Annotated in this window: 22 protein-coding genes; 14 read left to right on the top strand and 8 right to left on the bottom strand. The window is 67.8% G+C overall.

The annotated features are described in order from the left end of the window. Positions 1–127 precede the first annotated feature (127 nt). The 5 genes from AAIL17_RS08665 (at position 128) to lpxK (ending at position 6,401) form a co-directional block, all read left to right on the top strand. Positions 128–2,434, top strand: coding sequence for a DNA internalization-related competence protein ComEC/Rec2 (locus AAIL17_RS08665; RefSeq protein WP_424682427.1), 2,307 nt, complete (start codon positions 128–130; stop codon positions 2,432–2,434). A 117-nt stretch (positions 2,435–2,551) separates the two neighbouring features. Further along, complete coding sequence (locus AAIL17_RS08670) at positions 2,552–3,196, top strand: MotA/TolQ/ExbB proton channel family protein (RefSeq protein ID WP_424682453.1); 645 nt, start codon at positions 2,552–2,554, stop codon at positions 3,194–3,196. A gap of 8 nt (positions 3,197–3,204) precedes the next feature. Continuing rightward, positions 3,205–3,633 carry an ExbD/TolR family protein gene (locus AAIL17_RS08675; protein WP_424682428.1) on the top strand — a complete coding sequence of 143 codons (429 nt, stop codon included), beginning with the start codon at positions 3,205–3,207 and terminating at the stop codon, positions 3,631–3,633. After that, positions 3,633–5,405, top strand: a complete 1,773-nt coding sequence (gene msbA / locus AAIL17_RS08680; protein WP_424682429.1) for a lipid A export permease/ATP-binding protein MsbA — start codon at positions 3,633–3,635, stop codon at positions 5,403–5,405. The genes AAIL17_RS08675 and msbA overlap by 1 nt, the downstream gene beginning before the upstream one ends. A 9-nt stretch (positions 5,406–5,414) precedes the next feature. Next, entirely contained in the window at positions 5,415–6,401 is a 987-nt protein-coding gene (gene lpxK / locus AAIL17_RS08685) for a tetraacyldisaccharide 4'-kinase (RefSeq protein WP_424682430.1), read from the top strand. Here the strand turns inward: lpxK and AAIL17_RS08690 are convergent. The 4 genes from AAIL17_RS08690 to AAIL17_RS08705 all read right to left on the bottom strand — a co-directional run bounded on the left by AAIL17_RS08690 (position 6,398) and on the right by AAIL17_RS08705 (position 11,941). Beyond that, entirely contained in the window at positions 6,398–8,122 is a 1,725-nt protein-coding gene (locus tag AAIL17_RS08690; protein ID WP_424682431.1) for a type IV secretory system conjugative DNA transfer family protein, read from the bottom strand. The genes lpxK and AAIL17_RS08690 overlap by 4 nt on opposite strands. Before the next feature lie 122 nt (positions 8,123–8,244). After that, positions 8,245–10,200 carry a DUF3732 domain-containing protein gene (locus AAIL17_RS08695; protein ID WP_424682432.1) on the bottom strand — a complete coding sequence of 652 codons (1,956 nt, stop codon included), beginning with the start codon at positions 10,198–10,200 and terminating at the stop codon, positions 8,245–8,247. Next, on the bottom strand, positions 10,197–10,721 hold the full coding sequence (locus AAIL17_RS08700) for a three component ABC system middle component (protein WP_424682433.1): 525 nt from the start codon (positions 10,719–10,721) through the stop codon (positions 10,197–10,199). The genes AAIL17_RS08695 and AAIL17_RS08700 overlap by 4 nt, the downstream gene beginning before the upstream one ends. Continuing rightward, entirely contained in the window at positions 10,718–11,941 is a 1,224-nt protein-coding gene (locus AAIL17_RS08705) for an ABC-three component system protein (protein ID WP_424682434.1), read from the bottom strand. The genes AAIL17_RS08700 and AAIL17_RS08705 overlap by 4 nt, the downstream gene beginning before the upstream one ends. A 597-nt stretch (positions 11,942–12,538) precedes the next feature. Here AAIL17_RS08705 and AAIL17_RS08710 point away from each other — a divergent pair. The 9 genes from AAIL17_RS08710 to hisIE are packed head-to-tail and all read left to right on the top strand — an operon-like array spanning position 12,539 to position 20,020. Continuing rightward, the gene (locus AAIL17_RS08710; RefSeq protein WP_424682435.1) at positions 12,539–12,871 is read left to right on the top strand and encodes a YerC/YecD family TrpR-related protein; all 333 of its coding nucleotides are present in this window, start codon (positions 12,539–12,541) and stop codon (positions 12,869–12,871) included. Further along, positions 12,868–13,764 carry an ATP phosphoribosyltransferase gene (hisG, locus tag AAIL17_RS08715; RefSeq protein ID WP_424682436.1) on the top strand — a complete coding sequence of 299 codons (897 nt, stop codon included), beginning with the start codon at positions 12,868–12,870 and terminating at the stop codon, positions 13,762–13,764. Before AAIL17_RS08710 ends, hisG begins: the two co-directional genes overlap by 4 nt. Continuing rightward, a complete protein-coding gene (gene hisD / locus AAIL17_RS08720; protein WP_424682437.1) occupies positions 13,761–15,083 on the top strand; it encodes a histidinol dehydrogenase in 1,323 nt (440 codons plus the stop codon). The genes hisG and hisD overlap by 4 nt, the downstream gene beginning before the upstream one ends. Then, positions 15,080–16,138, top strand: coding sequence for a histidinol-phosphate transaminase (gene hisC / locus AAIL17_RS08725; protein WP_424682438.1), 1,059 nt, complete (start codon positions 15,080–15,082; stop codon positions 16,136–16,138). The genes hisD and hisC overlap by 4 nt, the downstream gene beginning before the upstream one ends. Beyond that, positions 16,135–17,199: a bifunctional histidinol-phosphatase/imidazoleglycerol-phosphate dehydratase HisB gene (gene hisB, locus AAIL17_RS08730; protein ID WP_424682439.1), complete on the top strand. Its 1,065-nt coding sequence runs from the start codon at positions 16,135–16,137 to the stop codon at positions 17,197–17,199. The genes hisC and hisB overlap by 4 nt, the downstream gene beginning before the upstream one ends. A gap of 8 nt (positions 17,200–17,207) precedes the next feature. Further along, a complete protein-coding gene (gene hisH / locus AAIL17_RS08735) occupies positions 17,208–17,846 on the top strand; it encodes an imidazole glycerol phosphate synthase subunit HisH (protein ID WP_424682454.1) in 639 nt (212 codons plus the stop codon). Further along, entirely contained in the window at positions 17,843–18,571 is a 729-nt protein-coding gene (locus tag AAIL17_RS08740) for a HisA/HisF-related TIM barrel protein (protein ID WP_424682440.1), read from the top strand. Before hisH ends, AAIL17_RS08740 begins: the two co-directional genes overlap by 4 nt. Positions 18,572–18,611: 40 nt before the next feature. Next, positions 18,612–19,409 carry an imidazole glycerol phosphate synthase subunit HisF gene (gene hisF / locus AAIL17_RS08745; RefSeq protein ID WP_424682441.1) on the top strand — a complete coding sequence of 266 codons (798 nt, stop codon included), beginning with the start codon at positions 18,612–18,614 and terminating at the stop codon, positions 19,407–19,409. Continuing rightward, positions 19,409–20,020 (top strand): bifunctional phosphoribosyl-AMP cyclohydrolase/phosphoribosyl-ATP diphosphatase HisIE, encoded by a 612-nt coding sequence (gene hisIE, locus AAIL17_RS08750; protein ID WP_424682442.1) that lies wholly within the window; start codon positions 19,409–19,411, stop codon positions 20,018–20,020. The genes hisF and hisIE overlap by 1 nt, the downstream gene beginning before the upstream one ends. Before the next feature lie 31 nt (positions 20,021–20,051). Here hisIE and AAIL17_RS08755 read toward each other — a convergent pair whose 3' ends face one another. The 4 genes from AAIL17_RS08755 to AAIL17_RS08770 all read right to left on the bottom strand — a co-directional run bounded on the left by AAIL17_RS08755 (position 20,052) and on the right by AAIL17_RS08770 (position 23,073). Continuing rightward, positions 20,052–21,080, bottom strand: a complete 1,029-nt coding sequence (locus AAIL17_RS08755) for a C13 family peptidase (RefSeq protein WP_424682443.1) — start codon at positions 21,078–21,080, stop codon at positions 20,052–20,054. A gap of 4 nt (positions 21,081–21,084) precedes the next feature. After that, positions 21,085–21,771 (bottom strand): acireductone synthase, encoded by a 687-nt coding sequence (gene mtnC, locus AAIL17_RS08760; RefSeq protein ID WP_424682444.1) that lies wholly within the window; start codon positions 21,769–21,771, stop codon positions 21,085–21,087. Positions 21,772–21,877: 106 nt separating this feature from the next. Beyond that, complete coding sequence (locus tag AAIL17_RS08765) at positions 21,878–22,432, bottom strand: 1,2-dihydroxy-3-keto-5-methylthiopentene dioxygenase (RefSeq protein WP_424682445.1); 555 nt, start codon at positions 22,430–22,432, stop codon at positions 21,878–21,880. Next, on the bottom strand, positions 22,429–23,073 hold the full coding sequence (locus tag AAIL17_RS08770) for a methylthioribulose 1-phosphate dehydratase (protein WP_424682446.1): 645 nt from the start codon (positions 23,071–23,073) through the stop codon (positions 22,429–22,431). Before AAIL17_RS08770 ends, AAIL17_RS08765 begins: the two co-directional genes overlap by 4 nt. Between the last annotated feature and the right edge of the window lie 99 nt (positions 23,074–23,172).

Genomic DNA, 23,172 nt, shown 5'->3' on the forward strand with positions numbered 1-23,172 from the left:
CCCCGGGGAAAGGTGCCCGAAGGGCGGATGGGGCAGCCTTGCCTCAGGCCAGCCGATCCCTACACACATTTCAGCCACCCAGACGGCCATCACCCATTAGGCTGGGCCTTCGCCATGGGAGGGTGGAATGCACGAGGCACGGATGCCCGGCGCGGCGGCAGCCGGCGTGGCGTTTCTGCTCGGCGTGGCCGCAGTGCAATGGCTGCCATCCTTGCCGCCGCCGGCATGGTCTGCGCTGCCGGGCCTGATCGTCCTGTGGGCCAGCCTGCGCTGGCCGCACCTGCGCCTGCCGGCGCTGGTGTTGTTGGGCGCGGCATGGGCGGTGTGGCGTGGCACGCTCGCACTTGACCTGCGCCTGCCGCGCGACCTGGAACGCCGCGACTTCGACGTGACCGGCACGCTGTCCGGCCTGCCGCAGGTGCGCAGCGACGCGACCCGCTTCGTGCTGGACGTCGACCATGCCACGCTTGATGGTCGGCGGGTGCCGCTAAGCGGCCACGTGCGCCTTAGCTGGTACGATGATGCACCGGCGCTGCCGGCCTGCTCACGCTGGCGGCTGCACGTTCGCTTGCGCCGGCCGCGCGGTTTGCTCGACCCGGGCAGCTTCGATGGCGAGCGTAGCGCGCTGGAGAAGCGCATCGCCGCCACCGGGTACGTGCGCGGGGACGGCGTCAATCGCTTGCTGCAACAAGGCCGTTGCGTCGATGGCCTGCGCGACCGGATCGCCCGCGACATCGCGGCCATTGTCAGCGATCCCCACGACGCCGCGCTGCTGCAAGCGTTCTCCATCGGCGATACCCGCGGCCTGGACCAGGACGACTGGGAGGTCGCCCGAGCCAACGGCGTGCCGCACCTGATCGCCATCTCCGGCTTCCATGTAGGCGTGGCCGCCTTGTTCGGCGTCGCGCTGGTGCGCCTGCTCTACCTGCTCTGGCCGGGCCTGAGCCTGCGGCTGCCGCGCCTGCCGGCGCAGGCCGCCACGGCCTTGCTGGCGGCCGGCCTGTACGGCGCACTGGCGGGTTTCGGGCTACCCACGGTCCGCACGCTGCTGATGATCGCCGTGGTCGCGCTGGCCCGTTGCCAACGGCGCGCGATCGGCGGCGCGCAGACCCTGGGCCTGGCGCTGGTGGCCATGCTGCTGGCCGATCCGCTGGCCGTGCTGTCGGCCGGCTTCTGGCTGTCGTTCGTGGGCGTGGCCTTCCTGATGCTTTGCCTGGACGCCCGGCCGCGCGGCCTGCGCGGTTTCCTGCACGAGCTGTCGGCCGGGCAACTGGTGATGACGGTGGCGCTGCTGCCGTTGAGCCTGTGGTTCTTCGGCGAGGCTTCGCTGGTCGGGGCGCTGTCGAACCTCGTCGCGGTGCCGTTCGTCAGCTTCGTGATCGTGCCGTGCGCGCTGCTGGCCATGCTGCTGCTTCTGCTGGCGCCATGGGCGGCGACGCCCGTGCTGAAGCTGGCCGCCATCCTCGCGCACGCCCAATGGTGGCTGCTCGAACGGATGGCGGGTTGGCCCGGCGCGCACTGGTACCTGTCCGAGGTGGCGCCCTGGGCGCTGCTGCTGGCCATGCTGGGGGCGCTGTGGCTGTTCGCCCCGCGCGGTCTGCCGTTGCGTGCGCTCGGCCTGTTGCTGTTCCTGCCGTTGGTCTGGCCGGTGGCGCGGCCGCCGGCGGAGGGCGGTTTCCAGGCCTGGGTGCTGGACGTGGGGCAGGGACTCTCGGTGGTGGTGCGCACCCACCGGCATGCACTGGTCTACGACGCCGGCGCGAGCTACCCATCCGGCTTCGACCTTGGCGAGGCGGTGGTGGTGCCGGCACTGCACGCGCTGGGCATCGACCGCCTGGACTTGCTGATGATCAGCCACGCCGACAACGACCACGCCGGCGGCGCGTCCGCCGTGGCCAAGGCCTTCCCGCGTGCCGCGCGCTACGCGGGCGAGCCGTCCCGCATGCCGCTGCCGATGCAGGCGTGCCGTGCAGGGCAGGCGTGGCGCTGGGACGGCGTGCTCTTCCGCGTACTGTCGCCAGGTCCGCGGGCTACCGGCCAGCGCAACGACCGCTCCTGCGTGCTGGCCGTGGATGGTGCGGGCGGGCGCCTGCTGCTCACCGGCGACATCAGCAGCGAGGTGGAGCCAGCCGTGGCTGCAGCCATCGGGCCTGCGCGGCCGACCGTGCTGGTGGTGCCGCACCACGGCAGCCGACATTCGTCCGCACCATCGTTCATCGCCGCGATCGCGCCCCGGCTGGCGGTGGTCTCGGCCGGCTGGCACAACCGCTTCGGCCATCCGCATCCGCTGGTGGTGCGGCGCTACGCGGAGGCGGGCGTGCCGCTGCTGGACACCGCCACGCGCGGCGCCGTCGAGATCGATTTGCCGCCTGCCGCCGAGCCCGCCGTCACCGCCACCTGGCGCCAGCGCCATCCGCGCTACTGGCGCGAGTGAAACAGCCGTTTTTGCAACTGCCAAGCGCACCGCGGAACGATGTGAAGGGACTGCTATGATGCGGCCTCTCCACAAGAAGTAGCCCCTGGCGGGAGTTGGGCAGTGCTTGAAATTCTGATGGCTGGCGGGTGGGCGATGCTGCCCATCCTGATCTGTTCGGCGGTGGCCCTGGCCATCGTGCTGGAGCGGTGGTGGACCCTGCGCCGCAAGGCCGTGCTGCCCGACGGGCTGGGTGACGAAGTGCGCCAGTGGGCGCGCAGCGGGCAGCTCGATCCGGCTCACCTGGATGCCCTCGCCAACGGCTCGCCGCTGGGCGAACTGCTGGCCGGCGCGCTGGCCGTGCGCAACCGTCCGCGCGATCAGATCAAGGAGCGCATCGAGGACACCGGCCGCCACGTCGTGCACCGCATGGAGCGCTACCTCAACACGCTCGGCACCATTGCGCTGATCGGCCCGCTGCTGGGCCTGCTCGGCACGGTGATCGGCCTGATCCGCATGTTCATGCAGGTGATGGGCGGCGGCATGGCCGACCCGACCAAGATGGCCGGCGGCATCGGCGAGGCGCTGATCTGCACCGCCAGCGGCCTGGTGGTGGCGATCCCGGCCTACGTGCTGCACCGCTACTTCCGCTCCAAGGTGGCCGGCTACTGCATCGACATGGAAAAGCAGGCCACCGCGCTGCTGGATGACCTGACCGGCACCGCGGCGCCGGTGGCGCGTCCGCGCCGCACGGCGGCGGCTGCCGCCGGCAACGCAGGCTGAGGCACGGCATGCGTATCGGTTCCGACCGTCGGCAGGACGATTTCGAGATCAACGTGATCTCGCTGATCGACGTGCTGCTGACGTTGCTGATGTTCTTCGTGCTGACCACCACCTTCGTGCAGCACTCGCGCCTGCAGGTCACGCTGCCGCAGGCCAGCGCCGAGGACCGCGACATGCAGGCCCCGGCGCTCACCGTGATGATCGACCGCGACGGCCGCAGCTACGTGGGCAGCGACGAGGTGATGGGGCAGGGCGTCGAGCCGCTCAAGCAGGCCATCGCACGCGCGGCCGGCAACGATCGCGACCGCACGGTCACCATCCGCGCCGACGCGCAGACGCCGCACCAGAACGTGGTCACCGCGATGGACGCGCTCGGCCAGCTCGGCTTCACGCACCTGTCGATCGCCACCACGCCCAGCCAGGAGCCGTCGCGTTGATGGCCCACCGCAAGGTGGGCATCTGGGACGCCCAGACCCTGCGCGTCTACAAGCGGCTGCTCGGCTACACGCGGCGCTGGTGGGTCATCGGCGTGGTTGCGATCCTGGGCATGGCCCTCGACGGCGGCGCGCTGGCGGCGTTCACGCAGAAGCTGCGGCCAATGATCGACGACCTGTTCGCGAAGAAGGATCCGTACCTGATCTTCTGGATGCCGATCTGGATCGTGGGCATCTTCGCCGTGCGCGGCATCGGCACCTTCATCAGCAGCTACGGCATCTCCTACGTGGGCCGCAACGTCGTGCAGGCGATGCAGGCGGACGTCTTCGGTGCCTACCTGCGGCTGCCGGCCGCGTTTTTCGGCAACGAGCCTTCCGGCCAGCAGATCTCCCGCATCACCTACACCAGCGAGCAGGTGGCCGCGGCGTCCACGGACGCGTTGAAGGTGGTGGTGACCGAAGGCGTCACCGTCATCGGCATGCTGTACGTGATGCTCAGCAACAGCGCCTACCTGTCGCTCACGCTGCTGATGATGGCACCGGGCATCGCGCTGGTCGCCACCATGGTGAGCCGGCGCTACCGGCAGATCAGCCGGCGCATCCAGGGTTCGATGGGCACGGTGACCGGGGCGGTGGACGAGTCGGTCCACGCGCACCGCGAAGTGCGCGTCTACGGCGGCCAGCAGCATGAGGCTGCCCGCTTCGCCGACGTGTCGCATCGCGCGCGCCGCCTCAACATGAAGATCGCCACGACCGCCGCCAGCTCGAGCACGGCCATCCAGACCGTCGCCGCGCTGGCGCTCGCGCTGCTGGTGTACCTGGCGACTCGGCCGCAGGTGATCGACGGCATTTCGCCCGGCGTGTTCGTCACCGTGCTGACGGCGATGGGCGCGATGATGCCCTCGCTCAAGCGGCTGGCGAACGTGCAGGGCACCATCCAGCGCGGCCTCTCCGCGGCCGAGGACCTGTTCGAGGTGATCGACCTGCCGCCGGAGCAGGACACCGGCCGGCTGGAACTCGACCGCACCCGCGGCGACCTGCGTTTCGAGGGCATCCGCCTGCAGTACCCGCGCAGCGAGACCGAAGCCCTGCGCGGCGTCGACCTGCATTGCGCTCCCGGCACCGTCACCGCGCTGGTCGGCCGCTCCGGCAGCGGCAAGAGCACCCTGGTCAGCCTGCTGCCGCGCTTCCAGGAACCCAGCGACGGGCGCATCGTGCTCGACGGGCAGGACTACCGCGACTACACCCTGGCCTCGCTGCGCCGGCAGATCGGCTGGGTGGGGCAGAGCGTGGTGCTGTTCGACGGCACCATCGCCCAGAACATCGCCTACGGCGAGCTGGCCGGCGCCAGCGACGCGGAGATCGTCGCCGCGGCCGAAGCGGCCAATGCGATGGAATTCATCGAGCGCATGCCGCAGGGCATCCACAGCCCGATCGGGCAGGGCGGCGGCATGCTCTCCGGCGGCCAGCGCCAGCGCCTTGCGATCGCCCGCGCGATCCTCAAGAACGCGCCGATCCTGGTGCTGGACGAGGCCACCAGCGCGCTGGACACCGAATCCGAACGCCTGATCCAGCAGGCCCTGCAGCACCTGATGCGCGACCGCACCACGCTGGTGATCGCGCACCGGCTCTCCACCATCGAACGCGCCGACCAGATCGCCGTGATGGACCAGGGCCGCATCATTGAACGCGGCACTCACGCCGAGTTGATAGCCTTGGGCGGTCAGTACGCCGCGTTGCACCGCATGCAGTTCCACGAGCAGGAAGAAGGCTGAGGCGTCGTCATGGCGCTAGCGCAGAAGCTCGAACAAGCCTGGTATGGCGATGGCCGCACGCCGGGGTGGACGTATCCGCTGTCCTGGCTCTACGCCGGCGTGACCGGCCTGCGCCGCACGCTGTACCGGCGCGGCTGGCGGCGCAGCGTGCGCTTGCCGGTACCGGTCATCGTCATCGGCAACATCACCGCCGGCGGCACCGGCAAGACGCCGCTCGCCATCGCCGTCGCGCAGGGGCTGCGCGAGCGCGGCTTCAACCCCGGCGTGGTCAGCCGCGGCTACGGCGGTCGCCAGCGCGAGCCGCTGCTGCTCGACGACAAACCCAGCCCGCAACAGGTCGGCGACGAACCCAGCCTGATCCGCAGCCAGGGCATTCCGGTGGCGGTGGGCCGCGATCGTCCCGCCGCCGCGCGCCTGCTGATCGCCGCCGGCTGCGACGTGGTCATCGCCGACGACGGCCTGCAGCACTATCGCCTCGCCCGCGACGTGGAGGTGTGCGTGATCGACGCCGTGCGCGGCTTCGGCAACGGCCGCCTGCTGCCGGCCGGCCCGCTGCGCGAACCGCTGATGCGCCTGGCCACCGCGGACATCCGCGTATGCAACGGCGGCGAACGCATGGGCGCCTATCCCATGAAGCTGACCGGCGGCGAAGCCTGCTCGCTCACCGACGACACCTGCCAGCCGCTGACCGCCTTCACCGGCCAGCGCGTGCACGCCGTGGCCGCCATCGGCCATCCCGCCCGCTTCTTCGACAGCCTGCGCGCCTACGGCATCCTGCCGGTCGAACACGCCTTCCCCGACCACCACGCCTTCGTCCCCGCCGACTTCAACCTGGGCGACGACCTTCCGGTACTGATGACCGACAAGGACGCCATCAAGTGCCGCCGCTTCGCGCAGCCGGGGTGGTGGCGGGTGCCGGTGCGGGCCGAGCTGCCCGCCGAGTTGTTCGATGCCCTGGCCAGCCGTATCCGGTATAGCGCGAGCCCGGCGGGCTAGCCAAAGACCGCGGGCGCCGGCCGGCGTTGTTCCGTTTCCAGCCGGGGCACTCCCGAGGCGCCCAGGAGTCGAGGCTTGAAGTAGCCATCCTCGTAGTAGCGGATCTTGTTGCAGAGGATCGGGTGCGGCGTGCCTTCGATGAATACGATCTCCTTCCTGGGATCGAGCGCTTTCAACTCCTGCGGCAGCATCAACGCACGCTTCTCCTCTACCTCGGCATAGGACAAGCTGCTGCCCTGGCCGAAACCGCCCCTGGAACGCGTGCGCTGGCGCCTGCGCTCGGTGGTATAGCCGAGCATCTCGCTGTACTCGTTGGCGTCCCGCTGCTCGCGAGGCGTGTAGATGACCTGGCAGGCCAGGTTGGTGACCATGCTGCGGGCTTTCTCCGCGCCGTATACGGCATCCAGTTGCGAGAGCGACTGGATGACGCAGAAGACGCGCACGTTGTACCCGGCGAAGTAAGCGACACCGTCGACCATGAGGTCCATCCGCCCCAGCGCGGTGAACTCGTCCAGCAGGAACAGGCACTGGTGCCGGAGCGAAGGATCTTTATCAGGTGTGGCGTCGACGTTGAGCTTGATGGCCTGGTTGAAGAACAGGTTCAGGAGGCCGGCCGCCTCGGTGAGCTTGCTTGGGGAGATACCCACGTAGATGGACTGGACTCTCCGGCGCAGGTCCGGCAACCAGAAGTCGTTGCCTGACGTGGCCATGTCCAGGATGGGGTTGGCCATGATGAGCAGAGGCGCCTGCGCACTGGCGATCACCGAGGTGAAGGTCTGCTCGGCGAGCGCAGTGATGTTGGCAAAGGCGGTACGTGTGTCGTGGCTGACGTGCGAAAGCCCCAGCAACGATTTCAAGTAAACCTTCAGGTCTTTGCCGTCGCCCGAAAGCAGCCGGTAAATGGCGCCGAGCGTGGGATAACCGTCCTCTTTGCCGAACCCTTTGCTGACGCCGTCCGCCCAGGAATCGAACAACAGGCCCGCAGCAGCGACGAAGGTCGAGCGCGCCATGTTCGTCCAGAACGGGTCCTGGTTGGGTGGGTCCTTGTACAGGCAGTCGGCGATGGCCTGCAGGTCCGACGTGCGGTGGACAGCATCGGTGCGCACGTAGGCAAACGGGTTCCAGCGATGGGTATGCAAGTCTTCCGCAAACGGGTTGAACAAATACGCGGGCCCCAGCTTCGAGCGCCATTTCGAGGTGATGTCGAACGCTTCCTGCTTGATGTCGAGCACGACCATCGAACCCTGGTAATTGAGCAGGTTCGGAATGACCGCTCCTACACCCTTGCCGCTTCGCGTGGGGGCGGCCAGCAACGCGTGACGCGTACCACCAAGACGCAGAAACGAGCCTCCCAGCTTGCCTACGATGATGGCGGTGGGGTCGTCCCTGAGCAGGCCGAGGCGGGAAAGATCCGCGCGACTGGCGAACCTCGCATCACCATGGGCCGAGCGCCGTTGGGGCCGGAACAGGCCATATAGCAACCCCAGCCAGACCAGCATGGGTACCCCAAAACCTGCGATCCCGGCCACCTTGATGGCCGTCGCATAGGGCAGAAAGGAAGGATGATGAAGTGCGGCGTAGTAGCGCCAATAAGTCCCGCCATTCAACGGAGCGTGTACATGGATTAGAGCCAGCACGAGCCAACCGGAGGCGTATGCCCCCGCCACCAACGCCAGCATGGCGGCGATGAGCGCAGTGACCGCTCTTGTCTTGGGGGTCATCCTTTAACCGCCTTTCGATGGAGATCCGTTCCTTGGAGCGACAGGCACATCAGGCGTTTCAACCTCGCTGGAGGTCATTTTGCGAACTCCAGCGGCAAGAAGATCTGAACGACGACAATGAATCAATTCGCCTTCTGCGGTGGCCAGTCCTCGGGGACCAGTGCCGGCGGCTTCGTCCACGGCTGTTCCACGAGCGCATCCTGGAACCACTGCTCGCGCAGGTTCGCATGTTCGGTAACGATCAGCTGGAAGCCGGGCGCGTCCTCCTGCGTAAACTTGTAGAGCAAATCAAACAGGCGCCGTACCGCCGCCAGGTCGGCATCGGCTTCTGTTTTTTGGATCGAACCGTCGGCTTCCTGGTAGACCTGTTCGGAAGGGAAATACACTTGGGTCGGTTGATCGATCAGCAGGAAGCGTGGAATCGGGCGGTTGTTCTTGACCGCGAACAGATGCAAGGCCAGCAGCGCCGACAGGTGGTACGCCAGATGGTTCTCGCCCCCGCCGGTGCGACTCATCGGAACCGGTCGTTCGGGGCGGTCAATGACGATCGTTACGTTAGTCAGGTCGAACCGTGCAGGAAAGTTACCGAATTCCGCCTCGAACTTCCGGATGTACCGGGATACCTGCGTGGAAATGATGTTCAGGATGGAATTGAGCCGATCGTTGCTGTCGTCCGCACCAATCCGGCTCTGCAGGGCTTCGACCGTCGACTTAAGACGGCGATGATTGGCTTCGAGCCTGGCGAGTTCTTCGTCCGGGGCGAGGTTTTCAAGGAACAGGCTGATCCGACCGACGACCCGCGCCGCCGCGGCATTTCGCGTGCCCATCTGGGCGATCAACTCGTTCGCCGCTATAGCCGCAGAGAGTTCGATTTCCTTTTCTCTGATGGCGTCGGCAACCGCCCCCAACTCGTCGTCTAGCTCCTTCTGATAGGCATCGAGCTTGGGGCGCTGGCCGGTGGCGATGCGAAGTTCTGCATCGAGCGATTTTAGTTCGTTGAGTAATACCGTCGCGACCGGGGATTCGAGCGCCAGATTCCGCTCGCTGAACGGCCATTGCCACTCCCCGGTGTCAGGATTTTTCGGCAGCGCCTTGATGGAGGACAGCCGGTCCAGTTGCTGGGTCGCCTCATTCTCGTAACCGCTCGCACGCTTGGAGAACCTGCGTGCGGCGTCGATCCGGTTCTGCACGTCGCCACGGTCCTTGCGCAAGCTCTTGATTTCGTGTTCGAGTACGGAAATTCGACTGCCGTCGTCTTTGGGAGCCTTTTCGGGTTTCCACGTGAGCGCGGTCCGCAGGATTTCGATGATCCCGTCGGCATTGGCGCCATCAATGGCGCCATCGAGGACGCCGACGGTCTTGGCTTCAGAGCAGAGGCTAATCGCCTTCTCGTGCGAGGTGTTGATCGCATCTCGCGCCTGTTCCAGCAGTTTCGTATTGAGCCTGAGATCTCGTTGGGCAATGCGCAGCTTGGCTTCGAGTTCATAGCGATCGTGCGACGACACACCCAGCAGAATCGGCAGCGTGTCACGGATCGTCTGCGGCTGAAATGGTTCGTTCTGCCGGTAGAAAAGCTGGTCTTTGTTCGCGACCAGTCCCTGCTTCTGGAACAGGTAGTAAAAGGTGTGTTTGACGTTCGCATCGAAGCTGTCGCGGCTGTGTTCGATGGCGACATCCGTGCGGTTCTCGGGGATGCCAAGCAGGCGTGAGAGCAGGCTGACGATGGCTTCGTCGTCCGAGTTCTCAACCAGCTCGCCGAACGCAGGGGGCTGCAGATCGTGCCCGCGACGCAACATCACGGTGCTGCAGCTCGCACCGCCACCGCCAGGCGTCGGTTTGGCGACCAGTACCTGCTCATCGTCGAACTGGTAGATGACCGCGAACCACGCCACCTTGTCGCGGATGACACCTTCGGGAACGTTGAACGTGGATCGCCCCATGCAGTATTCGATGATTTCGGACAGAGCCGATTTACCGGTGGAGGACCTGCCGGTGATGACGTTGAGGCCGTTGACCTTGAATTGCAGGTCGCGGCGTTGTCCGTCGTGGCTGTAGATGTGGATGGATTTAATCTTCATGGACGGATTCCGAAGGTCGTGTAGACGGTTACCCGATCGGCGATGCGTGCGAACTCCTTGCCGACGAAGCGCGCTACGCGCTGGCAGGAGATCGTTTCGGCGGTCCCGTTCGTGTCGATGGTCTTGCGCGCCGTCTTGGGAACGGTCTGGATGCGGCCGTCATCGGCGATGGCGATGCAGCCTCGTTCCATCAATAGGCCGAATCCCTCGAAGGCATAGGGCAACATCGCGGTCGCCCTTTCCGCAAAACCCACCTGTACCTGCGGGTTCTTCTCCGCAACTTTCAGCAGGTAGCTGCGGGAACCGGCGGCGAACGCTTCGCGCGAATGCTTGTGCAGGCAAAGGGGAAGGACGAGCAGCGAAAGCGAGTAGGGCATGCCTCGTGCATCGCCCTCCTCGTAGCCTTGTAGTGCGCGGAATAGCACCAGCCCGCAGAACGCTGGATTGAACAGATTCCGTATCTCGAAGGGACGTTGGTCCCAGGGCCTAATCTTGAAGGGACGCTGCTCTTGGAGGCTCATGCGGCAACCCCCAGCGCCTTGCCGACACGTTCGAGGAATCGGGGGTGCCAGTAGATTCGGGGTGTGGGCGTGGCATTGGCAAGGATATGGAAGGAACCGCGGGTGACATACGGTTCGGTGACCCGTTCACGGATGCGCAACGAATGGATCTTGCCGCTTTCCAGGTCCGCCCACCTGTATAGGTCCTTGCCGGCACGCTTCAGCGTGTCTTCGGCGCTGTTCTCGTCAAGTTCCTCGAACACCACGTCCTTGTATCGCCTCCACTCGTCGACAAGTCGATCCTCGTACCTGTCGAGTTCTCCCGACACCAGCAGATTCTCGCGAGCCCACTCAGAGCGTTGCTCAAACGCCCGGTAGAAATCTAGGATCGCGCTGTGGATGCGGTCTTTGGAGATGCCGATCTCGCGCAGCTGCCGAACGAATGGGCGTGGGTCGTTGTCGGTGTCGATGCCCTCGGCAGGCTGTTTCCCGAGGAATGTGATGGGGAGATTGTCCGACTTGTATTCCTCGGACAGGGAGATAATTTTCTCGGAAATCTCGTCACCGGGAATTCCTTCGGTCCTTGCGCCGGTCAGCAACCGGATGACCTGATCGTTCCACCAACCTTCCAGGCGCTCGAACACGGCATCGCGGTTCGCAGGCCGGATGATGCGCATCGGGCCTTCCTTTACCAGCTTCGGAAGGTCTCCTATCCGCGGGCTTCGGTCGAAAATCTGAATGCGCGCAAGGAAGTCTTCTTTCTCGGTTTTCGTCAGTTCGTTGAACTCCCGAGCGATCGTGCCGATGGACGCGGATTTGGACTTGGCGAGTGCATCCTCCGCAAGTTCGCGCAATGTCTTGTCGTCATCGGAGTTCCACACAACACCCGGCAGGAACCGTTTCAGAAACGAATCGGTGCTGACCTTCCCCGTCGTGAACAGGAAGAATCGCAGGTTTGATTTGGCACGATCGTCGCGCTTGTACCGAGCGAGCCAGATGCGGACGGACTTCCAGAAGTCCGTGGATAAATCGGTCAGGCGTTCGCCCTCCGCCTTGTGCTTGAGCGAGGCGAGCGACTTACTGCCATTGCCGTCCTCGAAATCCACATCATCGTCCTTCTCCAGAAAGACGATGGTGCTCTCGGGCAACTGGAGCATCTGATACAGGGCCAGTCGGCCCTGGTAGATGTACCCCAAGCCCTGCTCGCCGGCGGAATACTTGTCGGTGGTTGTCTCGGCCATACCCAAGTCCTTTCCTTGATTCTCGGAGCGCGGGTATAGCGGTACAAAGGAAAGAGCGCGCTTTCAGGCGCGCCAACGTCTTGCTCTGCTTCGTTTCCCCTGTGACTACGGCCGCAGCTTCCGTTTCCCCAACGCTTGCCTGTCGCTGTCGATGGTAGCAAACCACTCAAACGCGGTTTAGGTCGGTCAGCATTCCATAGACAATGATGGATCGGTCAATCTTCGTAGGCACCGTCAGCTTTTGGCCGTAAGCAAACCCAGAGCTTCGAACGGATCTGCCGCACCTGCGCGATATTGGTCTTTTTTACGTTCGACCTACGGTCGATGTCGGAAAGGGCTGACTTTACTCTGCGAGCGGAGACGCGATACTTCTCCTGCCCCGCGAGTCAGGCACGATCCGATGGCCGCCTAGGCGCAAGCCGGCAGCAGAAGTCAGGTGGAACCGATGACCGGGGCGCCTCATTCTCTAGCACCGCTGGTTGCGCTAGTCGTGACCAAGCCCGCCATTCCCGGCGCGATCCATAGCTATCCGCGCGGTTGCGCGCCCACACGTCCTGCTGTAGATTGTGCTCTTGTGTGGTAACGCATTAGTACATTATGAAGCGACGAGCGATCGACCCCGAGACCCCGAACGAGTCGGTGGAGCGCAGCCTGTGCGAGGCGCTGCTGGCGCTGCGCGACGTGGACGAGATGCAGGCGTTCCTGCATGACCTGTGCACGCCGGCGGAGCTGGAGGCACTGGTGGATCGCTGGCGGGTGGTGCCGTACCTGCAGGAGGAGCTGCCTTATCGGGAGATCCACGAGCGCACGGGGGTGAGCATCACCACCATCGGGCGGGTGGCGCGCTTCCTCAACCAGGGCAACGGCGGCTACCTCGCCGCGGCGGCGCGTGCGGCGCGCAAGCGCAAGACCGCCGGGGCACGGCCATGAGGCCGCGCGACCGGTTGCGCATCGCCATGCAGAAGTCCGGCCGGCTCACCGAGCCGGCGCAGGACCTGCTCACGCGCTGCGGGCTCACCTTTCGGCAGAGCCGCGACAAGCTGTTCTGCTTCGGCGAGGGCGAGCCGGTGGACCTGCTGCTGGTGCGCGACGACGACATTCCCGGACTGATCGCGCAGGGCGTGTGCGATTTGGGGATCGTCGGGCGCAACGTGCTCAACGAGTACGAGCTCACCGCCGGGCGCGACGATGCGGTAGCGCTGGCGGAGTGGCGCGCGCTGGGCTTCGGGCGCTGCCGGCTGTCGCTGGCGGTGCCGCAGGAGCTGGACTATGCCGGCGCCGCGGACCTTGCCGGCAAGCGCATCGCCACCTCCTATCCCGGGTTGCTCGGCCGCTGGCTGCGCGAGCGCGGCATCGATGCGGGCGTGGTGACGCTGGCCGGTTCGGTGGAGATCGCGCCGCGGCTGGGCACGGCCGACGCCATCTGCGACCTGGTGCAGAGCGGCGGCACGCTGCTGGCCAACCAGTTGCGCGAGGCCGACGTGGTGCTGGAAAGCGAGGCGCTGCTGGTCGGCCCGAAGGTGTTGCCGGCGGACGAGCGCGGCGATCTGGTCGAGCTGCTGCTCAAGCGCATCGATGGCGTGATCCAGGTGCGCGAATCGCGCCTGCTGCTGTTGCAGACCTCGCGCGGTGCGCTGGAGGCGGTGACCCGGCTGTTGCCCGGCGGACCGCAGCCGACGCTGCTGCCGCTGGCCGGCCAGCCGGACCAGGTGATGCTGCAGGCGCTGTGCGCGGGCGAGGTGAGCTGGCGCCAGTTGGAAGAGATCAAGAAGGCCGGGGCACGCGAGATGTTCGTGCTGCCGGTGGAGAGGATGCTGGCATGAAGCGGCTGGCATGGAACGGGCTGGACGCGTCGGCGCGCGAGGCGGCATTGGCGCGGCCGGTGCAGGCGCGCACGGCGGACCTGCGCGAGGGCGTCCAGCGGATCATTGCCGAGGTGCGCAGGCAGGGCGACGAGGCGCTGCTGCGTTTCACCGCGACGTACGACCGCTGCGGGCTGGATCGGCTCGAGGTCGCGCCGGCGGAGTTCGATGAGGCGGAGGCGGTGCTCGATCCGGCGTTGAAGGCGGCGATCCGCGAAGCGGCCGGGCGTATCGAGGCCTTCCATCGCGTCGCCGCGCCGCAGCCGGTGGCGGTGGAGACCGCGCCGGGCGTGCGCGTCGAGCGCGTGCTGCGGCCGGTCGCGCGTGTCGGGCTGTACGTGCCGGCGGGCAGTGCGCCGCTGCCGTCCACGGCGTTGATGCTCGGCGTTCCGGCGCGCATCGCCGGCTGTGCCGAGGTGGTGCTGTGCTCGCCCGCGCGTGCGGATGGCCGATGCGATCCGGCCGTGCTGTATGCGGCGCGGGTGGTCGGCGTGCACCGGGTGTTCAAGCTGGGCGGGGCGCAGGCGATCGCGGCGATGGCGTACGGCACGGCCAGCGTGCCGCGTTGCGACAAGCTGTTCGGGCCGGGCAACGCCTGGGTCACCGAGGCCAAGCTGCAGGTGTCGACCGATCCGCAGGGCGCGGCCATCGACATGCCGGCCGGGCCGTCGGAGGTGCTGGTGGTGGCTGATGCGCAGGCCGAGCCTGCGTTCGTCGCGGCGGACCTGCTCTCGCAGGCCGAGCACGGGCCCGATTCGCAGGTGTTGCTGGTGAGTCCGTCGGCCGGGCTGATCGATGCAGTGGCCGCGGAAGTCGAACGACAGTGCGCGGCGTTGCCGCGTGCCGGAATCGCGCGCGAGGCGTTGGCGCACAGCCGCCTGATCGAGGTCGACTCGCTGGAGCAGGCGCTTCAGGTAAGCAACCGCTACGCGCCCGAGCACCTGATCCTGCAGGTGGCCGAGCCGCGTGCCTGGCTGGCGCGGGTGGAAAGCGCCGGCTCGGTGTTCCTGGGCGCGTGGACACCCGAATCGGTGGGCGACTATGCCAGCGGCAGCAACCACGTGCTGCCGACCTACGGTTATGCGCGCAGCCACAGCGGCGTGTCGGTGGCGAGTTTCCAGAAGCAGATCAGCGTGCAGGAGCTGAGCCCCGCCGGCCTGCGCGCGATCGGGCCATGCACGGCCACGCTGGCCGCGGCCGAGCAACTGGAGGCGCACCGTCGCGCGGTCACGTTGCGGCTGGCGGCGCTGGACGAGCGCGCGGAGGTATCGGCCGCATGAGCGTGCTCGAACTCGCGCGTGCGGAGATCCGCGCGCTGGTGCCGTATTCCTCCGCGCGCATGGAGGCGGCGGGCGGGCAGTTGCTGCTCAACGCCAACGAGTCGGCCTGGGCGCCGTTCGGCGATGCCGGGCTGGAATGCCACCGCTATCCCGATCCGCAGCCGGCGGCGCTGGTCGAGCGCCTTGCCGCGCTCTACGGCGTGCGCCGCGAGCAGATGTTGGTCGGGCGCGGCAGCGACGAGGCGATCGACCTGCTGGTGCGCGCGTTCTGCCGTGCCGGCAGGGACGCGGTCCTGGTGCAGCCGCCGACCTTCGGCATGTATGCCGTCTGCGCGCGTGTGCAGGATGCGGCGGTCGTCGAGGTGCCGCTGTCGGCCGATTTCGAAGTGGATGCCGACGCGGTGTTGTCCGCGGTGACGCCCGCCGTGAAGCTGGTGTTCGTCTGTGCGCCGAACAACCCCACCGGCGCCGGCGTGTCGCTGGAAACGATCGAAAGCCTGGCCCGTGGGCTGGCCGGCCGCGCGGTGCTGGTGGTGGACGAGGCGTACGTGGAGTTTGCCGAGGGCGGCAGCGCCGCGGCGTTGCTTGACCGCTACGAACACCTGGCCGTGCTGCGCACGCTGTCCAAGGCCTGGGCACTGGCGGGCGCCCGTATCGGTTGCCTGCTGGCGCATGCGGACGTGATCGCCTTGCTGCGGCGGATCCTGCCTCCGTATCCGCTGCCGCGCCCGTGCGTGGCCGCGGCGATGGAGGCCCTGTCGCCGCAAGGGCAGGCGGCCGCGCGCGAGCGCATCGACGTGGTGCGCGCCGAGCGGGCGCGGATGGCTGAAGCGCTCCGCACGCTGCCTGGCGTGCGTGCGGTGCTGCCGTCGCAGGCGAATTTCCTCGCGGTGCGTTTCGACGACCCCGGCCGCGCCTATCGGCGGTGGTTCGAGGCCGGCATCGTGGTGCGCGACGTGCGCCGCTACCCGGGATTGGGCGACGCCTTGCGCATCACGCTGGGAACGCCGCAGGAGAACGCACGCGTGCTGGCCGTGCTCGGGGAAGGCGCATGAGCCGGAAGGTGCTTTTCATCGACCGCGACGGCTGCCTGATCGTGGAGCCGCCGGACGAGCAGATCGACAGCTACGCCAAGCTCGACCTGCTGCCGGGTGTGGTCGCGGCGTTGCAGCGCTGCGTGGCGGCCGGCTACGAGCTGGTGATGGTGACCAACCAGGACGGCCTGGGTACCGCGAGCTTTCCCGAGGAGGCCTTCGTCGGGCCGCAGGAACTGTTGCTGCGCGTCCTCGCTTCGCAGGGCATCGTCTTTCGCGAGGTGCTGGTGGACCGCAGCTTCCCGCACGAAGGCCTGGATACGCGCAAGCCCGGCATCGGCCTGCTGCGCCACTGGCTGGCCGAGGACGGCTGGAGTCGCGCGGCTTCCGCGGTGATCGGCGATCGCGAGAGCGACATGCAACTGGCCGCCAACCTGGGCGTGCGCGGCTTCCGGGTCGGGCCGCAGGGTGCGGGCTGGGAAGAGATCGCCCACCGCCTGCTGGACGCGCCGCGCGTGGCGACGGCGATGCGGCGTACGCGCGAGACCGCCATCGAAGCGGGCGTCGACCTCGACCGTGCCGGTGAGCCGCAGGTGCGCACGGGGCTGGGTTTCTTCGACCACATGCTGGAACAGCTCGGCAAGCACGGCGGTTTCGCACTCACGCTCGCGTGCAATGGCGACACGCACGTGGACGAGCACCACACGGTGGAGGATTGCGCGCTCGCGTTGGGCCAGGCCTTGCGACAGGCGCTCGGCGACAAGCGCGGCATCGGTCGTTACGGCTTCACGCTGCCGATGGACGAGGCGCTGGCCAGCGCTGCGCTCGATCTCTCGGGACGCCCGTGCTTCGTGTTCGAGGGCCAGTTCCCGCGCGAGCGAGTGGGCGACCTGCCGACCGAGCTGGTGGGGCATTTCTTCCGCTCGCTGTGCGAGACGCTGGGGGCCAACCTGCACCTGTCGGTGCATGGCGAGAACGCGCACCACATGGTCGAAGCGTGCTTCAAGGTCGTCGCGCGTGCGCTGCGCCAGGCCCTGCGCCGCGAAGGCAGCGAGTTGCCCAGTACCAAGGGGGTGCTATGAGCACGGTCATGGCTCCGGCGGCCGCCAAGGATGGGAAGGAGGTTCTTCCCGCCGGCGCTGCGGTCGTCCTGGTGGATGCCGGCGGCACCAACATCGGCTCGGTGCGCTACGCCTTGCAGCGGCTCGGCGTGGAGGCGCCGCTGACCGCCGACCCGGCGACGATCCGCGCCGCCGCCAAGGTCATCCTTCCCGGCGTCGGCGCCGCCGGCCCGGCGATGGCCCGGCTGCGCGCGCTGGGCCTGGTCGACCTGCTGCGCGGGTTGACCCAGCCCGTGCTGGGCGTGTGCCTGGGCATGCAGTTGCTGTGCGTACACTCGGAAGAGGGCGACGTGGACTGCCTCGGGCTGATTCCCGCCACCGTGCGTCGGCTTGCACCGGCGCCGGGGCTGCGCGTGCCGCACATGGGATGGAACCGCTTGCGCTTGCGCGGCGCGCATCCCTTGCTCGACGGTCTCGCCCCCGACGCGCAGGCCTATTTCGTCCACAGCTACGCGGTGCCGGTGGGCGTCGATACGCTGGCGACGGCCGAACATGGCGCCGCTTTCTCGGCGATCGTCGCGCGCGGCAATTTCTTCGGCATGCAGTTCCATCCGGAACGCTCGGCTGCGGTGGGCGCGCGCCTGCTGCGCAACTTCCTCGCGCTATGAAGCCCGACATCATCCCTGCCATCGACCTGCGCGCAGGCCGGGTCGTGCGCCTCGCCCAGGGCGATTACGCGCGCCAGACGATCTATCCCGATGACCCGGTCGCCTTGGCGGCCGGTTATGCGGCTGCCGGCGCACGCTGGCTGCACGTGGTCGACCTGGATGGCGCGCAGGCAGGCGGGTTCGCCAACCTGCCCGTGATCGAGGCGCTCGCGCGCTCGGGCTTGCGCGTGCAGGCCGGTGGCGGCGTGCGCAAGGTGGCCGACGTGCACCGCCTGCTCGATGCCGGCGTCGAACGGGTGGTGCTCGGCAGCGTGGCGATCCGCGAGCCGTCGCGCGTGGCCAGTTGGCTGGAGCGGCACGGCGGCGAGCGCTTCACCATTGCGCTGGATACGCGCTGGGAAGAGGATCGCTGGACCCTGCCCAGCGCCGGCTGGACGCAGGCCGAGGCGCGGACGCTCGACGAGTTGGCGCCCTGGTATGCCGCGCACGGTGCGCGGCATCTGCTGTGCACGGATATCCAGCGCGACGGCATGCTGGCGGGCTTCAACCTGGCGCTTTATCGCCACCTGGCGGACATCGCGCCAGGGCTGGCGGTGCAGGCCTCCGGCGGCGCGCGTTCGGTGGAGGACATACAGGCCGCGGGCACGGCCGGCGCGGCAGGCGTGATCCTCGGGCGGGCGCTGCTGGAAGGTCGCTTCACCCTGACCGAGGCGCTGGTCGCATGAACGTTTTCCTTGTTGCTTCACGCGGCCCTGGAGCACGGTCATGTTGAGCCGCCGCATCATTCCGTGCCTGGACGTGCGCGACGGGCAGGTGGTCAAGGGCGTGCGCTTCCGCGACCACGCGGTGGTGGGCGGCATCGTGGAACTGGCCTTGCGCTATCGCGATGCCGGGGCTGACGAGCTGGTGTTCTACGACATCACCGCCAGCCCGCAGGGGCGCGCGGTGGATCGTGGCTGGGTCGAACGCGTGGCGCGGGAGATCGACATCCCGTTCTGCGTGGCCGGCGGCATCCGCAGCGTCGAGGAAGCGCGCGCGGTGCTGCACGCGGGCGCCGACAAGGTGTCGATCAATTCGCCGGCGCTGGAACGTCCCGCGCTGATCGGCGAACTGGCCGACGCGTTCGGCGTGCAGTGCGTGGTGGTCGGGGTCGATTCGTTGCGCGATGCCGATGGACAGTGGCGGGTGCGCCAGTACACCGGCGATCCCTCGCGCACGCAGGCGCTGGCGCGACGCACGCTGGACTGGATCGCCGAAGTGCAGCGCCTGGGTGCGGGCGAGATCGTACTCAACTGCATGGGCAGCGATGGCACGCGCGATGGCTACGACGTCGAACAGCTCGCGCAGGCGCGCGCGCTCTGCGCGGTGCCGCTCGTCGCCTCTGGCGGCGCGGGCGCGCCGGAACATTTCCGCGACGTGTTCGTGCAGGCCGACGTGGATGGGGCGCTGGCGGCCAGCGTGTTCCATTCCGGTGCCATCGACGTGGCGGCGTTGAAACGCTGGCTTGCCGGGCAGAGCGTGGCGGTGCGCGTCGAGGCGTCGCGGGAACGGGAAGATGCGTGATGATCGATGAACTCGATTTCGCCAAGGGCGGCGGGCTGGTGCCGGCCGTCGTGCAGCACTGGTTGACCAGCGAGGTGCTGATGCTGGGCTACATGGACGCGGCGGCGCTGGAAGCCACGCGCGCCAGCGGGCTGGTGACCTTTCACAGCCGCAGCAAAGGGCGCCTCTGGACCAAGGGCGAAAGCTCGGGAAACGTGCTCCGGCTCAAGAGCCTGCATGCCGATTGCGATGCCGATGCGCTGCTGGTGCTGGCCGAACCGGCCGGGCCGACCTGCCACCGCGGTACGCCCAGTTGTTTCGACGGCGCGCGGCCGGCGCTGGCGTTCCTCGCCGAGCTCGACGCGCTGGTGGCGCGGCGTGCCGCCGAGCGACCGGCCGGCAGCTATACCACGCAGTTGCTGGATGCGGGCATCCGTCGCATCGCGCAGAAAGTCGGCGAGGAAGGCGTGGAAACGGCGCTCGCCGCCGTCGCGCAGGGCGACGCGGAGTTGCTGGGCGAGGCCGCCGACCTGGTTTTCCACCTCACGGTGGCCCTGCGTGCGCGCGGGTTGGGGCTTGCGGACGTGGTTGCCTTGCTCGCCGAGCGCCACGGGCAGCGATCCGCGGATTGATTCGCCCGCTTATCCGCGAGCAGGGCGATGGCTACGGGTGCCGTGCGGCAGCCACCGGGACGCGTCGCTGCGAGGCAGGCTGGAACGGTACGGCCGGACCCGGCGCGAGGCCTTGACGCCATCGCGCCAACTGCTCGGCAATGCCCTTGCCGACCGCCATCTGCGGTTCGGATGGAAGCAGCCGGTCCTGCCGCTCCCATCCGGCGATCTCGTCCTTGGCCTGGGCGAACGCGGCGATGAAGTCCGGCGTGCGGTTCAGCGCGTCGACCAGCCAGGCGCGCCCGAAGTAGGTGGCCGCCGAATCGTTGCCGCAGCCGAAGGAGCTGCGGTCGCTGCGCGCGGCGGTGAGCACCAGGGTGCCGGCGGCCTGCAGCGACGGAATGAACCCGCCGGAATAGCAGGCATTGACCACCACCACTTTCCACTTGAACGGATGCGCCGCGAGGATCCCGCCCAGGTCCTGCGCGCCGATCTGGTCCAGCGGCAGCGGGTCCATGTCCACCAGCAGGGTGTGGTCCTCGCTGCCATGGGTGGTCAGGTAGAGCAGCAGGATGTCCTGCTGCGGATCCATGCGCTGCGCCAGGCCGTCGAGCGCGCTCTCCAGGTTGCTCCAGGTGGCCAGCGGGCGGGTGGCGAGCGTGTCGGGATGGTTCTCCAGCACCAGCGCATGGGCGGTGGGGCCGAAGCGACGGGTGAACAGTCGCGCGGCGTACTCGGCCTCGTTGTGGAACACGTCCTCGCTGCCGTCCCCGGCGAAGGCGAGCAGGTACAGGTTCGGTTTGCCGGAGACGCGCGGCCCCAGCTTGCCGAGTGCGGCATCCAGCAACTGCGGCTGGGTGTAGAGCACCTGTTCGGGCGTGGGCGCCTGCTCGGGCCAGTCGTCCGAGGGCAAGGCGGGAGCTTCGGCGTCGTCCGGCGGTGGCGCGACGGTGGTGGGGACGACCGGTTGCACCCGCAACGCGTGTGGCGCGGATGCATGGGGCGGCGGCCAACCCTGCACCACCAGCATCGTGAGGATGCCAGCGGCAAACGCGAGCAGGGCGATCAGGGTGGCACGCATCGTGTCAGGGCTCGATGGCATCGAAATCCGCGTAAGCCGGATGGCGCGGTTCGGCGGGCATGGCTTGCGGCGGACGCAGCAGCCAGCCGGTCTGCAAACCGGCGGCGCGGGCGGCGTCCAGCTCCTCCACGATGTCGGACAGGAACAGGATGTGCTCCGGACGCTCGCCGAGCGCCTCGGCGATCTTCGTGTACGACGCCGACTCGCGCTTGGGTCCGGTCTCGGTGTCGAAGTAGCCGGCGAACAGTGGTGTCAGGTCGCCCGCATCGCTGTAGCGGAAGAACAGCCGCTGCGCCGGCACCGAACCGGAGGAGTAGACGTACAGGTGCAGGCCGTCGGCGCGCCAGGCGTGCAGGCGGGCGGACACCTCCGGGTAGACGTGCGCGCGGTATTCGCCGGCCTCGTAGCCTTCCTTCCAGATCATGCCCTGCAGCGCCTTGAGCGCAGTGGATTTGCGGTCCTGGTCGATCCAGCCCAGCAGCAGTTCGATGATCTCCTGGCGGCTGGCCTCGATGATCCCGGCTTCCTTCGCCGCCTCGTGCAGCCAGTGCTGCACTTCGGGCCGGTCGGCGTGCGTCTCGACGAAGGCGGGCAGTCGCTTGCGGGCGTAGGGAAACAGCACGTCCTTGACGAAGTCGATCGAGCTGGTGGTGCCCTCGATGTCGGTGACGATGGCGCGGATGGTGGTCATGGGCGGCACGCGTGCGGAGGGACGGCAAGGATAGCCGAGCTTCCGTAGGGCGGGCTTCAGCGCACCTTCGCCACATCCGGACGCCGGGCTGAAGCCCGCCCTACGGTCAGCGCGTGGCCGGCTCCATCCGCGGGAAGCGCCCGGCGATGTCGGTGCCGGTGAAGTTGGCGACCCAGCCTTCCTTGTTGGTGAACAGGCGGATGGCCACGAAGTAGGGCGACTCGCTCATGTCGAACCAGTGCGGGGTGCCGTCCGGCACGCCGATCAGGTCGCCCGCCTCGCACAGCACGTCGTAGACGCGTCCGCCGATGTGCAGGGTGAACTGGCCGCTGCCGGCGACGAAGAAGCGCACTTCGTCCTCGCTGTGCGTGTGTTCGCTCAGGAATTTCTGGCGCAAGGTGGCGCGGTCCGGATGGTCCGGGGCCAGGCTGATCACGTCGACCGACTGGTAGCCTTCCTCGCGCATCAGGCGGTCGATGTCACCGCGGTAGGCGGCGATTACCTCGTCCTGGCTGGCGCCCGGAGCGATCGGCGCATTCGCTTCCCATTGCTCGAAACGCACGCCGACCCGGCCGAGTTCGCGGGTGATCTCGCCAGGCGCGGTATGTACGGAAACGGGCGTGGCTGGCTGGTGTTCGTCGTAGATGCGCAGGCGGCTCATGCGGACAGTCTCCTGAGGTCGAGCTCGCAGGCGAGCAGGAATTCCAGTGCCTCGAGGTGGCGCCGCGCCTCGGCCATGTCGGCGCCCCAGGCGTAGATGCCGTGGCCGTCGATCAGGTAGGCGTGCAGCGGCTTGCCGGCGTCCAGCCAGGCATCGATGCGCTCGACCAGTTCGGGCATGTGCTGGGTGTTGGGGAACACCGGGATCTCCAGCACGCTCTCGTGCGTGGTGTAGCCGGTGATGGCCTTCTGCAGCTCCCAACCCTCCAGCCGCACGGCGCCGTCGCGCGCGAACAGCCGCGAGGCCACGCTCTGCGTGCGCGAATGGGTGTGCAGTACCACCTGGGCATGCGGCAGGCGACGGTAGGCCTGCGTGTGCAGCGCGGTCTCGGCGCTGGGACGGGCACGGGTGCCGACCGCGTGACCGGCCATGTCCACCAGCATGATGTCCTCGCGCCCGAGCCGGCCCTTGTCGCGGCCGGAGATGGTGATGGCGGCGAGCTCGCCGTTCACGCGCATGGAAAAGTTGCTGCTCGTGGCCGGCGTCCAGCCCAGCAGGGCAAGTTCCCGGGCGGCTTCGGCAATGGCGTCGGCGCAAAGCGCGAAACGGGCGGGATCGACGGAGGAGGGAAGTTCCTGCATTGCGATTTGGACGTCCAAACGGTGGGCGACTATAGCACGTCGGTCCGTGCGCCCGGCGGCAAATGCGAGTCGTTCTCGCAAGTCAGGTTTCATTGACGC

The organism is Frateuria sp. YIM B11624, assembly GCF_049727805.1.
GTDB lineage: Bacteria > Pseudomonadota > Gammaproteobacteria > Xanthomonadales > Rhodanobacteraceae > Frateuria_A.